This is a genomic window from Caldivirga maquilingensis IC-167 (genome assembly GCF_000018305.1).
Lineage (GTDB): Archaea > Thermoproteota > Thermoprotei > Thermoproteales > Thermocladiaceae > Caldivirga > Caldivirga maquilingensis.
This window is the reverse complement of the sequence record NC_009954.1, coordinates 1,169,296-1,182,508: the sequence shown is the minus strand read 5'-3', so window position 1 is coordinate 1,182,508 and position 13,213 is coordinate 1,169,296. Positions and strand designations below refer to the sequence as shown.

Sequence of the window (13,213 nt, the reverse complement as noted above, 5' to 3'; positions counted from 1 at the left end):
AATATCTAGGCCGCTTAGAGTGATGTGGAATCTGACTTAGAATTCTCCAATATTGTATCCGTACTTAAGTTAGTGGAGGCTACAACGCAGAGGACTGTTATGGCTAAGGCACTCTCAAGCCTACTTGCTAAAACGCCACCACAGGTCATTGATAAGGTCATATACTTCCTACTGGGTAGCCTTAGGCCTGACTGGGAGGGTGTGGAGCTTGGTTTAGCTGAAAGGCTAACACTTAGGGCAATATCCATGGCCACTGGCTTACCTATCAGGCAGGTTGAGGAATTGTATAAGAAGCTTGGTGATGCAGGTGAGGTGGCTAAGAGGGCTGCGGAGATTAAGAGGAGTAAGGGGGGTGGTGGCACTATATTCGACTTCATTGACACTGGACCTAAGAGGAGGCTAACGATCAGTAAGGTCTACGACACTTTAATGGCCATAGCAAAGGCATCTGGGGAAGGAGCCCAGGACACTAAGGTTAAGTTACTGTCAAGTCTATTAACTGATGCCGAACCCGATGAGGCTAAGTACATTACTAGATTCGTCATAGGGAGGTTAAGATTGGGGGTGGCTGACATGACTATTCTAGATGCCTTATCAGACGCCTTTGATGTTAATAGGGATTTACTGGAGAAGGCTTACCACGTTTACCCGGACCTCGGTAAGATAGCTAAGACACTGGCTGAGGGGGGTGAGGAGGCTGTTAAGGCGATTAAGGTTACGCCTGGTGTACCTATACAGCCTATGCTTGCTGAGAGGTTAAGTAGCCCTAAGGAGATTTTGAATAAGCTTGGTGGGGTTGCCATATGTGAGTTTAAGTATGATGGTGAGAGGATGCAGATACATAAGCTTAAGGATGGTACTGTTAAAATATTCAGTAGGAGGATGGAGGATATAACTAACCAGTACCCTGATGTAGCCGAGTACGCCCGTGAGGCAATTGATGCTGAGGAATTCATAGTTGAGGGTGAGGGTGTTGCAATTGACCCGGATACAGGGGAGTTTAAGCCGTTTCAGGAATTAATGCATAGGAAGAGGAAGCATAATATTAAGGAGGCTATTGAGGAGTACCCCATTAACCTATACTTATTCGACGTAATGTACGTTAATGGACAGGACTTAACAGACCTACCTCTACCCGATAGGAAGAAGGTACTGTTCTCAATAATTAAGCCACATGAGCATGTTCACCACGCCGACTGGATAATAACCGATGATGCGGATTCACTGGAGAAGTTCTTCCTGGACGCAATATCGTCAGGTTGTGAAGGCGTCATGTGTAAGTCAGTTAAGTTAGGCTCAGTCTATGAAATGGGGGCTAGGGGTTGGTTGTGGATTAAGTATAAGAGGGATTATAAGAGCGAGTTATCAGACACAATGGATCTAGTGGTGGTTGGGGCATTCTGGGGACGCGGTAAGAGAGCCGGAACCTATGGTGCACTCCTCCTAGCCGCATACGACCCTGACTCTGATCAATTCTACACAGTATGCAAGGTTGGGAGCGGCTTCACTGATGAGGATCTAAAGAAGCTGCCTCAAATGCTTGAACCATATAAAATACCGCATAGACACCCCAGGGTTGTTTCGAAAATGGAGCCGGACATATGGTTCACACCAGGCCTAGTGCTGGAGATAACCGGCGCGGAGATAACCATGTCCCCACTCCACACTTGTTGCTCCGTCATGCTTAAGGGTGACGTGGGGTTGGCTATAAGGTTCCCAAGGTTCACAGGTAGGTATAGGACTGATAAGAGGCCGGAGGATGCAACAACGGTTAAGGAGATATTTGAAATGTACAGTAATCAGAAGAAGGTTAAGTTAACTGATCAAGTGCCTTGAATTGAGTTAGCTATTAAAACCCAATGCACTGGATTTAAATTCGGGGCGTGTGATGGTGGGTCACTTAAGGCGGCTACCCACCTGACACCCCCTTGATCATGAATCTAATACTTACCCCTTGAGAGAACCCTAGCAGCCACTATTAAACCATGCCACACAGGTGCAGTTGGCGGTGAGTAGGATAAGTCGGCGAAGAAGAAGTCATCAACAGTAGCCCCCTTACCTATTAAGGCTGCTGCAGTATCAATGTAACCTGCAATGAGCCTATCATTACCAATCACCTGCGCTCCAATAACCCTACCAGTATCCTCATCTGCTGTAAGCCTTATTGTGGCAACACCACCCCCGGGGTAGTAGTGGGCTGTTGTCTTAACCTTAACGGTGGCTGAGTATGGTTTAAATCCCCATTCCCTAGCCTGCCTCTCCGTTAAGCCTGTCCTAGCCACGTATAGGTTAAACACCTTAGTTATCGCAGTACCAAGCACCCCCGGGAACTTTAGGAACCTACCCTTAACCGCGTTAGCACCCGCCACCTGACCCATTTTATTGGCTGGTGGGGCAAGGGCAACATACATCCTCCTCCCCGTCACCATACTCCACGTCTCAGCCACATCACCCGCAGCGTAAATACCCGGTACACTGGTCTCCATGTACTCATTAACGTAAACTGCACCAGTTTCACCAAGCTTAACACCAGCCTTTAAGGCTAAGTCCACGTCAGGTCTAACCCCCACCCCCATGAATACTTTATCAACATTATACTCACCCTTATCAGTTATAACACTCTTAACCTCCCCATTAACACCACGGAACCCTACAACCTTCTCGCTTAAGTGTAGTTCCACGTTATTCTTAATTAACTCATCATGTATTAGCTTAGCTAAGTCCTCGTCTAGGGTTGAGGGTAGGACGTGAGGCATCATTTCAAAGAGCATCACCCTCTTACCCAATGCCCTTAAGGCCTCAGCCAGTTCAAGGCCTATGTAACCACCCCCAATTACAGCCACTTTATCAGCCCTCAACGCCTCCTCCCTAAGCCTACCTGCCTCATGGGGGAGCCTAAGCGTCAACACACCCCTCAAGTCATTTCCCTCAATTGATGGTACTATTGGCTTAGCCCCAGTGGCTAATATTAAGACATCCCACTCATACTTAACAACACTATTACCCTCCTTAACAAGCACTATGCGGTTACTTGAATCAACATCAATGGCCTCAGCGTTAACCCTAACATTAATCCTCCTCTCCCTGGCGAATTCCTCCGGGCTATATACGGCTAATTCACCAGCATCCTTAACAACACCACCTATGTAGTATGGTATTCCACAGGGTGCGTGACTGATTAATGGCCCCTTATCAATAAGGGTAACCTCAGCCTCAGGGTCAAGTCTCCTAGCCCTAGCAGCCGCCGATGCACCCGCGGCACCGGCACCTATTATGACTACTTTCCTAGTCATGGGGACTGTGGGTTACTTTACCTATATATGCATTATTCACCTGGGATGCATTACGCATTAATGAATTAAGTGTAGTGCATTATCCGGAAATATTAATAAAATAGGCGCTGTAATGACTCGAGAGATGCAGGTAGCGTTATTCACCATATTATCCTCACTAACCGGGGGACACGTGAGGATACTGGAGACCTCCTCCAGATACCCTAGGAGACCTACTTTCCTAATACCTAGGAATTACTACGTTAAACTCCTAAACATGCTTGATGTTTACTTTGAGGGGAGGTTCAGGGACTTCGTGATTAATAATACAGTTGAGTTACCGCCCATGGAGATAACTCGCTTCTACGCTTACCCTAAATACATTTACGACGCCATGAATAATATTAAGAGGGATCTACAGTACTTTGACTTACTATATGTTCCACATGAGCACGTGGGCATGATGATGCTTCTTAAGAGTATTGGCGTTAAGTGGACTGCCTTACTTCAATTAACCCCGGTGATTGGGGCAATTGACATTGACTTACCTATGAATCCAATAAGATTAATGTCCCTTAACCTGAGGCTAAACGGTATGGGTTACATTGGCGATAAGTTATTCGAGTACTTAATAGCTAAGGTAGTGTTATCCGGGGAGACTGTGCTGTCGGTGTCTAAGTCAATACCCTATGAGATGAGGCTCATGGGTTTAAGGGCTAGGGTTAAGGTACTTGACCCAGGTGTGGGTATTGATGAGTCATGTTGGAGGTGCGGTGATAAGGACATTGACTTAGTCTTCTTCGGTAGATTAAAGAGGGAGAAGGGGGTCTTCGACTTCATTAAAGTCCTAAACATAATGCACAGGAGAATGGGGCTTAAGCCTAAGGCAATGATAATGGGGGCTGCTGATGATGATACGCCAAGGATTGTGAAGGCTAGGTTAAGGAGACTAGGGTTAAGTGAATTCACAGAGGTTAGGGTTAACTTAACTAGGCGTGAATTATTGAGTTACCTAGCTAGGGCTAGGGTATTCGTGTACCCCACTAGATTGGATTCAATAGGGTTAGTTGTCATTGAGGCCTTAGCCCACGGTGTACCAGTGGTTACTTACGATATACCTGCAATTAGGTTTAATTACAGGACTAGGGCGGTTTTAAGGGTTCCCTTTAGGGACATTAACTCCATGGCTCTCGCTGCGGCTAAGCTGCTTACTGATGAGGAGTATAGGGAGCAGTTGGCTAACGAGGGCTTAATATTCATTAAGAGATTTGATTGGACTAATGTTGCCCTCAACGAGTGGGAGATGTTAGGTAGAATAGCCTACGAGGAGACTGAGGAGACTAGTGTTAAGGTACCTAGGGTGGTTGATTCTATTCGCGTCATTTAAGTTTACGAAGCAAAGGTTTATCAGTGAGTCATGGGGGAACGTTACTGATGATTATTAGGATAGCCACGAGGGGTTCGGCGTTATCCCTTAAGCAAACTAAGATAGTTATGGATAGGATACTTGAGTTTAATAAGGATGTTGAGTTTAAGCTAATTATAGTTAAGACTACTGGTGATGTTGACTTAAGTAAGCCACTTTATGAAATAGGGGTTAAGGGTATTTTCGAGAGGGAGGTTAATCAGGCAGTGCTCAGGGGTGAGGCTGATGTGGCTGTACATAGTTTAAAGGATATGCCGGCTCAAATAAGTAATGACTTAACACTAGTAATGACACCTCCAAGGGATAATCCGAGGGATGCCTTAGTATCCCTCAGGCAGTACACGGTGGATACATTACCCCTCAACTCAATTGTTGGTACATCAAGCCTTAGGAGGAGGGGATTCCTACTCTCCCTAAGGCGTGACGTTACGGTGAAGCCCATTAGGGGTAATGTTGATACGAGGATTAGGAAGCTTAATAATGGTGAATACGATGCCTTAATCATGGCTGCCGCAGGCCTGGAGAGACTTAGCATTAATGCTAATGTAAGTGAAATAAGCCCTGAATTAATGCCACCAGCCCCTGGACAAGGTATAATTGGTGTTGTTGCAAGGAGGGATAGGGATGATTTAATTAAGGTACTGAGGCGTAGTAGTGATGAGGAAACATTCAAGGAGGCTGCGGCTGAGCGTGCTTTCCTAAGTAGAATAGGGGCTGGTTGCCACGTACCCTTAGGGGGCTTGGCGTTACTGGATGATGGATACTTCGACTTCACTTATGGGGTAGTGGATCCTGATGGTGTTGAGAAGTTCATTAACTCAACCAGGATTGATGCCAGGAACCCTGAGGAGGCTGGTAGGGTGGCTGCTGAAGATTTACTGAGGAATGCCCGTGGATTGGTGGCTAGGTTGCTTAAGTACTCCTAATTCCTTAGCGCAGTTGAGGCAGTACCTAATTAACCCAACCCTAACGCTATGTACCCTGCATATTGGTTTACCGCACCTTGCGCATAATGACACGGCAAGCCTTTCACCACATATGTAACATAGCGTACTACTGCATATTGAGCAAATACCCCTACCCTCATCGTAATCGTCGAGGCAAACGTGTCTACCGCATATTCTGCATACTCTGGATGCCTCATTGATTAAACATATCTCACATTTCATTAACCTAAGGGTGCCAGGTACCTTAATATATCTGTCCTAGTCACTATACCCACCGGTTTCTGCTCCTGGTTAATCACTATTAATCTACCAATGTTGTAACTCATCATTAGCCTCATGGCGTCGTAAATGTCCCTATCCCAACTTATTATGGGGACTTCATGCCTCATGTAATCCTTAACCAATGCCGTGAGGGCCCCATCACTAAAGGCCCTCGCCAAGTCTGAGCTTGTTATTAAGCCTATTAATTCACCATTATCATTCACAACGGGTAATGCCCTAATCTTCCTATCCGCTATTAACTTAGCTACACTTGTTAATGGTTCATCATGCTTAACCACGGCTAATTCCTTAGTCATAACGTCAAGTACCCTTATCTTCGGTATTGCAAGGAGCTTCTTAATCACTATTACTAATTCCTTAGATAATGAATTATCCTCCAGCACAATGCCTTCAATAATAATCCTGGCGTTTATTGTTGGACCAATCCTAACATTATCACCTGGGTGAATTGCCTTAACATTACCGAGGATTTTTATTATGGCCTTACTCATGTATGGGTTAAACACGTTCACTAACTCAATGCCAGTGGCGTAAACGTTAATTGGCTTACCGTTTACGAATATTTGAGCAATGTCGTTAACTGGATTAATAACCATTGGTGACTTAACGAATTCCACAGCCTTCTGAGACGGTATGAATCCACCGTATGGCCCAGTTTTACTGTCAACTAGGTTCATTGCCTTTAAGGCAACCATAATGTTCCTTATAGTACCCTCATTCATCCCTAACTTATCAGCAATCTCCTTACTCTTAATCGGCCTCTTATGCATATTATACAGCTCCAGCAACGCCTCCACTACCCTCATGTATGTTGGTGGGAAACTCATTCATACCAATAGTCAATAACCGGTTTATAAAATTATCTGGCTATTAACATAACAGTAAAATATACTGCCTAAACTGCTTACTGCAGTTAAGATAACTGTAATATTAGTGAGTCACCATTAAATTAAACTACTGTGGTTCACCATCAATAAGCCCTTCTTCAGTTATTTTAAACGTCGCCTCACTCTCAGGGTGCATTGGTGAGTCAAGGATCCTGGCAACCCTAATATTCTCCTTACCCTTCCTAAGCCAAATCCTATACGTGGCTCCATGAGCTATAACATTGCCTCCAGCCGGCTTCAATGGGTTTCCGAAGAACATATCCGGCTGCGCTATTACTTGATTAGTAACAACCACGGCTGCATTATATATATCCGCTAACTTAAGTAATTGAGCAATATGGTGGTTAAGCTTCTGCTGCCTCTCAGCAAGATTCTCCCTACCAGGGTACTCTGACCTGAAGTGAGCCACCAATGAATCAATGACTATTAGCCTAATGTTCTCCTTGGGAATTATCTTCTTGGCCTCATCAATTATGAGCATCTGGTGATCACTATTGTAGGCTCTTGCATAGAAGATGTTCTTTAACGCTTCCTTAGGGTCAAGACCCCTGTACTTAGCTATTTGAACAATACGTTCAGGTCTAAACGTATTCTCAGTGTCAATGAATAGTGCCTTACCCTTTAATCCACCCTTATCCTCAGGTAACTGAACCATTACTGATAATTGATGGCAGAAGTTAGTCTTACCCGACCCGAATTCACCGGCAAGCTCAGTTATGGCCCTGGTCTCAATACCCCCACCAAGCAGTTCATCAAGTGCCTTAACGCCGGTTGAAATGTATTGAACATTCCTCTTACGTTCATAAACCTCAAGGGCAGTCACGAAGTTGTTTAAACCAACAAGCCTCTGGGCAGCTGCAATGATTTGCCTAGCCCTATCCTCACTGCCAAGTACATCTGCAAGCTCCTTAACACCGGCGTAGGCTACGTCTAAGGCAGTATTGTAGCCTGATTCCCTTAACTTCTGGGCCGTAACCCTACCAACACCCTCTATTTCCTCAACGTCATAGGACTGTGACGGAGACTGGAGAGCAGTGGTCACTGGTGCCGCTGACGGCTCAGTGGTCGCCTCAGTGTCCTCCTCATTCCCAATGGGCTCCTCCACCTCCTCACTAGCCTTCTCCCTCCTCCTAACCTGTGGCATATCTACTCGAACTGAAAATGATGGTAATGCTTAAAAACCTAACTCTAATATTGCACCCCCTTAACCCTTACTTAAGCTTAATGATCAGTAGGTTCTCGTATATTGGGCCCCTTGGGGTTAACGTACTCTTCTTAAGTATTACTGAATCCACGGTCTGCCACCCGAAGTCGAAGTCCCTCCATTGGTTAATTAACTTACCCAACACACTGCCCCTACCCCTAACCCTAGCCACAGTTATGTGGGGTGTGAATTCCCTCTCATCACTAACCCCATACCTACCCACTAACTCCTCAACAGTATCATGAAGAGCCTTAAGCTGGTCACCACCCTCCTCGACACCAACCCAAATAACCCTTGGGGATGATGCTGATGGGAATGCTCCAGTACCCTTCACATGCATCCTGAAGCTACTGAAGCTTAGTGAGTTTAAGTTACGCATAATTTCAGGAAGAAGGTTATCCCGAACCTCACCTAGGAAGCGTAGGGTTATGTGAAGGTTCTCATCCTCAACAGGCTTAACATCAGCGCCACTACTGGATACTGCATCCCTAAAGGCAATTACCTTACCCCTCACCTCATCGGATAAGTCCACTGCCACAAATAACCTAACCATAGTTAATCCATCACCTCAGGAAGCAGTTAAAAGTATTGCATCATCTAGGCTTAAAGCATAATCTAGAGATTCCTAATGCATGAAGTCCTGCATCATTGGTATGATAATGAGAATTAATCCCATTAAACTAAGTCACTTATCTTCGCGTCTGAAACAGGGAACTTAATGTTCCTCCTCCTATTAACTATGCCTGGGTTGGTTAATTCAATGAAGCCTAATCTCTCAAGCACCTTAAGTAGCCTTTGAATTAAGTCAGGATTACTGCCCCTGACAGTATCCTCAATTAACCTAAGTAATCCAACGCTCCAATACCTGTTTAAGTACTGTCCAATTGATGAAATTAACCTAGTGGCTTCCTCAGTGCTTATCCTTAACTCTGATGCAACCAATTGGGATAATTGACTTAGAGTTAATTGAGATGGGTCAATAGTCTCATTACCAGTACCCTTAACCTGCTCCTCAACTGCAGGTTGATTAAGTTGATTAACTTGGGTATTACTTTGCTCCACCTGCTCAGGCTGCTTAATAGGTGTCTCCTCACTCTGATTCCCCTGGTCCTTAACCTCAGCCTCAACACCTTGAACCTGCACAGTGGTCTCCTTAACCTCATTTACCACCTCCTGCCTCACCTCTTGCTCCCTCTTAGTGGCTTCCTCGCTACTGAGAACATCTAGGAGCGTCCTCTGCCCCCTTATGCGTTTACGTTGATTAACCTTAATGCCCTCCCTTCTCTTGGCTTTATCCTGTATAGTTATTTCACTGGGTAACTTAAGGTCAAGTGACTTACCCATTAACTTAATGTTACCGCTAATTAGGGGTTCAGGGGGACCTAGGGTTAGGTCTTTTTGCCTCTCCTGGATAAGCCTACTTAAGGATAAGTAGAGTGTGAGGATACCTATGTTGTTTTCTAAGGCCCATTGCCTTAATTCACTTAACTTAACACTGCGCTTCCTCTGAATGTACGCAAGTATTGTTCTTTTAACATTATCTAAATCCTCCATCTCCTAACCCTACTATTAACGGTAATGCACTTAATAAAACTTACTTAAACGGTAATTGTTTAAAGTTAACCCAGGCTTAGCTACATGTGGCTGAGGATTTAGCTAGCTTAGTTTCAACACCAAGGAGGATTACGCTACTTACTCTGCTTGAGGATGGGCCTAAGAGTCTTCAGGAGATTACTAGGCTTGTTCCGCACATGCCATTATCCATAATAGTGTATGATCTTGAGCAGATGAGGGCTAGGGGTATTGTGGTTAAGAGGAATGGTAGATACTTCATAACTGATAAAGGCTCTGAATTACTTAGTAAGGTTCCAAGCGAATTCAATGATGCTTTACGCGGATTATCAACATTCTACAAGGTTCTTAACTTCATATCCCTTAGATCGGCTTGGGTTTACTTATACTACATTAATCCATTAATACTATTGGCAATATCAACACCACTGGTTCTGCTCAGTGTTCTAATATCATGGATTGCTAATGTTAAGTTAATTATCCTATTCCCCTACGCTGGCCCAACGTTACCATGGTACGTAACCTTAATTTCCCTACTCATTTATGCGGTAATTGATTACGTTATTTCATATAGGTTAAAGCCAATTATTGTTCACCTTAGGGAATTAACTAACATAATGGTTTCACTAGTCCCAATATCCATATCAATAAGCCTAATAAGCCTACTCTACTACTTTACAGCACATGTGACTGAGCAAGTCCTAATACCATTTTACATTATTAGCTACCTAGCACCAATAATGTCATTAACCATACTAGCCACCTTAACAGCATTAGACACTGGAATTCCATTTGAGCACGCTGCCATAATATATTTAGCCATACTATACATACCCTCAAGCATAGTGTACTTAACATTAATGAGCCTTTAGCCCCACTCCATCTTATGATTTATAATACACTCTTAGGCGCTCTGAAGAAGCCTATTGAGAATCAACACCACCTTTAGTTTACCTTACCTATATTTTCCTATTTACTTCAATGGAGTAGATTATTCTCTATTAACATATTCCAACACTCATGAAATTAAGTTTAGCCGTATTTTGCCGCTTTTATGACATTATGAGGCATGGATTATAGATTATTCCTGCCATTAATACCATTCCTTATAAGTAATGTTACTAACAAGCATTAGATGGGTTATTACCTCATTCAGCATTATGTTTCATTATTACGTCAAGTGCATTAAGTAGTACGCATAGGTTATCAATGATTATTGCATCCTTGAATTGAGCAATGTGGTTAACCATGAGTGGGTTAATCACTATCACTATTGCCTTTAAGCCCGCCCTCAAGTAAGCCTCATAATCATGTATAGTGTCCCCCACACCCATTACTTCTCTTGGTTCATTATTCATTAACCTAAGCGCCTTAATAACCGGTTCTGGATCAGGCTTACCCTTATTCACATCATCACCTGTTATAATGTAGTCCACGAGATTAATCATGTTGACTGCCTCCAGTACTGAATATGCTGAAACCCTGTTTGATGAAGTGACTACACTCAACTTAATCCCAGCATTCCTAAGGCTCTTGAGTAATTCAACTGCACAGGCCTTGGGTTTAGCTAAACCCACAAGACTCTTGAAGTAAATATTCTTCTTCTCCAATAATCTCTGAGCCAACTCAGTATTACCCTCAACAAGCTCTAGGGCTATTTCAGGAGCCCTCTTACCCAATAACTGCTCAACGCTAATACGCGCCTGTATGCCTAAATCCCTCATCGCCATTCTCCATGCCTCACCATGAATCACCGCAGTGTCCGCTAGGGTTCCATCCAAGTCAAGTACCACTCCCTTTAACACGTGCATCCCCCTCAATGCAGCTGGCCACATTCCTAAGTATTAATAGTACGATGCCCAATGCCTTACTGTACTCTGGCTTAGATAACTCTTTCAATAAGTCATTGAATGTGACCTCAGGTGCGTTTAGTATCTCAGCGTTATCTAGGCTCTTACTCATACAGCTTAGGGAGTAGGTTAATGTTACAAGGGCTGAGGGGTTTATTAGGCTTAGCATGTTAAGTATCTTAGTTAATTTATCAACTAGGTCAATTACCTTAGGTTCAGTTAATAATTTGATAACTAATGTTAGTGTTGATGATAGGTCAACGTCAGCTAACACTGATAACCCAGCCTTATCAAGCTTATCCTCAATTCTCCTCATTACCTCCAGGAGTTCCTTCAATTCCTCACACTGGCAATTGCAACTCATAATTAATATCCAGTGGCTTAAATTATAAAGATTCCCAGGGCCAATCACTAGGGTGTGGGTTTAATAACACTGGAGGCTTACCAGTAACTGCATGATTAGGCTAGCTGTAGTGGGTGATACCCATATAGTTAATGGTGGATTACCTGATAATTGCCTATTGAGGCTTATCACCAACGGGCACTTTGACTTAATAATCCACACTGGTGATTTATCTAATGAACATGTTTTAAATGATTTAAGGAAACTGGGTGAATTAATAGTGGTTGCTGGTGAAAGCGATCCAATGCCGTTGCCGGATAAGGAGTTGCTTGAACTTGAGGGTTTAAGGCTTCTCATTATTCATGGTCATCAGAAGGAGGCTAGGCTGCATTTAAGGAGGCTAGCCCATTACTTTAACGCCAGATTAGTGTTAACTGGCCATACTCATAAGGCAATGATCCAGGACCTGGGTGAATTAATAGTGGTTAATCCTGGTTCATTAATGGGTTTAAACAGTGGGGATGGAACCATGGCCATCATTACCTTGGATTCAGGACTAATTAGGGTGAGGATTCAGGGATGCGGGTGGTTTAACGAGAGTGAGTTTGGTGGATTAATAATGAGGGCTGATGAACTCACTAAGCCTAATAATGGGATTGAGTCAGGATCCTCCTTATGAGTTCACTGGCCTCCCTACCATTCCTAGCCTTAGTAATTATAGTGCCTTCACTTATCCTGAACCTACTACCGCAGTAGGGGCACATGTGGCTTACTGAACCAAGCCTCACGGCTGAGGGCATACTGCACCTGGGGCATCTGACGATTAAATACTCCACTGCATTGAATTAAGGAGTAGGATAATAAACCTTTCCGCAAATGCTTAATAACTGGACATTAACCAACCCATTAATGAGTAATACCAGTAACCTCAGTGGTTTACCGGGCTTTAGAAGGCTTGAGCTTAGTGACGTAATATTACTCATATTGAGTGAATCTAGGATGGAGGCTTTAAGACTATTCATGATACTGTACCTGCTCAGGAATCACCTGGGGGTAAGTTACGAGTATCCACCATGGTACTCAAGTGATGTTTGGAATGCTTTAAGGAAGTTGATTAATAATGGCCTAGTTAATAGGTATAGTGGGGATAGGGGGATTACCATGATGGCTATTACCGAGGAGGGTGTGTCAAGGATTAATGGCTTAATTAAGGAGTTGGGTGATTCAATGGTTATTATTGGGTCAGCATTAATAATGAGGGTAAGTGACCTAAGGCTTAGGATTAAGGAGATTACGCGTACCTACGTTAACATGCCCCTTAGGGCATTGGCCTCAGTTGCCCTTTCGGATGCTGCCCATGAGCGATACTACCTTGGAGATAAGTCAATTGCATCGAAGATTCTCTGGGAGGCGTCAAGTATACTTTAATT

The 13,213-nt window shown here is 43.8% G+C and carries 15 protein-coding genes; 6 read left to right on the top strand and 9 right to left on the bottom strand.

Going from position 1 to position 13,213, the window contains the following annotated elements:
- Positions 1 to 24 precede the first annotated feature (24 nt).
- Complete coding sequence (locus tag CMAQ_RS05755; protein WP_012186171.1) at positions 25 to 1,836, top strand: ATP-dependent DNA ligase; 1,812 nt, start codon at positions 25 to 27, stop codon at positions 1,834 to 1,836.
- Between the two features lie 104 nt (positions 1,837 to 1,940).
- On the opposite strand, the gene CMAQ_RS05750 is transcribed toward CMAQ_RS05755, so the two are convergent.
- Positions 1,941 to 3,293, bottom strand: a complete 1,353-nt coding sequence (locus CMAQ_RS05750; protein ID WP_012186170.1) for an FAD-dependent oxidoreductase — start codon at positions 3,291 to 3,293, stop codon at positions 1,941 to 1,943.
- A gap of 124 nt (positions 3,294 to 3,417) precedes the next feature.
- On the opposite strand from CMAQ_RS05750, the gene CMAQ_RS05745 reads away from it, so the two are divergent.
- Entirely contained in the window at positions 3,418 to 4,659 is a 1,242-nt protein-coding gene (locus tag CMAQ_RS05745) for a glycosyltransferase family 4 protein (protein ID WP_048062702.1), read from the top strand.
- A gap of 47 nt (positions 4,660 to 4,706) precedes the next feature.
- Positions 4,707 to 5,624: a hydroxymethylbilane synthase gene (gene hemC, locus CMAQ_RS05740; protein WP_012186168.1), complete on the top strand. Its 918-nt coding sequence runs from the start codon at positions 4,707 to 4,709 to the stop codon at positions 5,622 to 5,624.
- Here the strand turns inward: hemC and CMAQ_RS10570 are convergent.
- From CMAQ_RS10570 to CMAQ_RS05715, 5 genes are all read right to left on the bottom strand, one after another.
- Positions 5,574 to 5,867: a hypothetical protein gene (locus CMAQ_RS10570; protein WP_012186167.1), complete on the bottom strand. Its 294-nt coding sequence runs from the start codon at positions 5,865 to 5,867 to the stop codon at positions 5,574 to 5,576. The genes hemC and CMAQ_RS10570 overlap by 51 nt on opposite strands.
- Positions 5,867 to 6,754 (bottom strand): CBS domain-containing protein, encoded by an 888-nt coding sequence (locus CMAQ_RS05730; protein WP_012186166.1) that lies wholly within the window; start codon positions 6,752 to 6,754, stop codon positions 5,867 to 5,869. The genes CMAQ_RS10570 and CMAQ_RS05730 overlap by 1 nt, the downstream gene beginning before the upstream one ends.
- Before the next feature lie 127 nt (positions 6,755 to 6,881).
- Complete coding sequence (radA, locus tag CMAQ_RS05725) at positions 6,882 to 7,958, bottom strand: DNA repair and recombination protein RadA (RefSeq protein ID WP_012186165.1); 1,077 nt, start codon at positions 7,956 to 7,958, stop codon at positions 6,882 to 6,884.
- 67 nt (positions 7,959 to 8,025) lie between these two features.
- Entirely contained in the window at positions 8,026 to 8,571 is a 546-nt protein-coding gene (gene thpR, locus CMAQ_RS05720; protein ID WP_012186164.1) for an RNA 2',3'-cyclic phosphodiesterase, read from the bottom strand.
- 122 nt (positions 8,572 to 8,693) lie between these two features.
- Complete coding sequence (locus CMAQ_RS05715; RefSeq protein WP_012186163.1) at positions 8,694 to 9,572, bottom strand: hypothetical protein; 879 nt, start codon at positions 9,570 to 9,572, stop codon at positions 8,694 to 8,696.
- A gap of 86 nt (positions 9,573 to 9,658) precedes the next feature.
- On the opposite strand from CMAQ_RS05715, the gene CMAQ_RS05710 reads away from it, so the two are divergent.
- Positions 9,659 to 10,462, top strand: coding sequence for a hypothetical protein (locus CMAQ_RS05710; protein ID WP_012186162.1), 804 nt, complete (start codon positions 9,659 to 9,661; stop codon positions 10,460 to 10,462).
- 276 nt (positions 10,463 to 10,738) lie between these two features.
- Here CMAQ_RS05710 and CMAQ_RS05705 read toward each other — a convergent pair whose 3' ends face one another.
- Positions 10,739 to 11,395, bottom strand: a complete 657-nt coding sequence (locus tag CMAQ_RS05705) for an HAD family hydrolase (RefSeq protein WP_012186161.1) — start codon at positions 11,393 to 11,395, stop codon at positions 10,739 to 10,741.
- Positions 11,373 to 11,804: a helical membrane plugin domain-containing protein gene (locus CMAQ_RS05700; RefSeq protein ID WP_012186160.1), complete on the bottom strand. Its 432-nt coding sequence runs from the start codon at positions 11,802 to 11,804 to the stop codon at positions 11,373 to 11,375. Before CMAQ_RS05700 ends, CMAQ_RS05705 begins: the two co-directional genes overlap by 23 nt.
- Before the next feature lie 91 nt (positions 11,805 to 11,895).
- Here CMAQ_RS05700 and CMAQ_RS10405 point away from each other — a divergent pair, with 91 nt between their 5' ends.
- Positions 11,896 to 12,462 carry a metallophosphoesterase family protein gene (locus tag CMAQ_RS10405; protein WP_012186159.1) on the top strand — a complete coding sequence of 189 codons (567 nt, stop codon included), beginning with the start codon at positions 11,896 to 11,898 and terminating at the stop codon, positions 12,460 to 12,462.
- Here the strand turns inward: CMAQ_RS10405 and CMAQ_RS05690 are convergent.
- Positions 12,428 to 12,619, bottom strand: a complete 192-nt coding sequence (locus CMAQ_RS05690; protein ID WP_012186158.1) for a DUF1922 domain-containing protein — start codon at positions 12,617 to 12,619, stop codon at positions 12,428 to 12,430. The genes CMAQ_RS10405 and CMAQ_RS05690 overlap by 35 nt on opposite strands.
- Before the next feature lie 73 nt (positions 12,620 to 12,692).
- On the opposite strand from CMAQ_RS05690, the gene CMAQ_RS05685 reads away from it, so the two are divergent.
- Positions 12,693 to 13,211 carry a hypothetical protein gene (locus CMAQ_RS05685; protein ID WP_156769854.1) on the top strand — a complete coding sequence of 173 codons (519 nt, stop codon included), beginning with the start codon at positions 12,693 to 12,695 and terminating at the stop codon, positions 13,209 to 13,211.
- The last annotated feature ends 2 nt before the right edge of the window (positions 13,212 to 13,213 follow it).

Bases quoted from the DNA above. Each gene is read 5' to 3' on its own strand.
- thpR (WP_012186164.1), bottom strand. From the start codon at position 8,571: ATGGTTAGGTTATTTGTGGCAGTGGACTTATCCGATGAGGTGAGGGGT.
- CMAQ_RS05700 (WP_012186160.1), bottom strand. From the start codon at position 11,804: ATGAGTTGCAATTGCCAGTGTGAGGAATTGAAGGAACTCCTGGAGGTA.
- CMAQ_RS05750 (WP_012186170.1), bottom strand. From the start codon at position 3,293: ATGACTAGGAAAGTAGTCATAATAGGTGCCGGTGCCGCGGGTGCATCG.
- CMAQ_RS05745 (WP_048062702.1), top strand. From the start codon at position 3,418: ATGCAGGTAGCGTTATTCACCATATTATCCTCACTAACCGGGGGACAC.
- CMAQ_RS05730 (WP_012186166.1), bottom strand. From the start codon at position 6,754: ATGAGTTTCCCACCAACATACATGAGGGTAGTGGAGGCGTTGCTGGAG.
- radA (WP_012186165.1), bottom strand. From the start codon at position 7,958: ATGCCACAGGTTAGGAGGAGGGAGAAGGCTAGTGAGGAGGTGGAGGAG.
- CMAQ_RS10405 (WP_012186159.1), top strand. From the start codon at position 11,896: ATGATTAGGCTAGCTGTAGTGGGTGATACCCATATAGTTAATGGTGGA.
- CMAQ_RS10570 (WP_012186167.1), bottom strand. From the start codon at position 5,867: ATGAAATGTGAGATATGTTTAATCAATGAGGCATCCAGAGTATGCAGA.
- hemC (WP_012186168.1), top strand. From the start codon at position 4,707: ATGATTATTAGGATAGCCACGAGGGGTTCGGCGTTATCCCTTAAGCAA.
- CMAQ_RS05685 (WP_156769854.1), top strand. From the start codon at position 12,693: ATGAGTAATACCAGTAACCTCAGTGGTTTACCGGGCTTTAGAAGGCTT.
- CMAQ_RS05715 (WP_012186163.1), bottom strand. From the start codon at position 9,572: ATGGAGGATTTAGATAATGTTAAAAGAACAATACTTGCGTACATTCAG.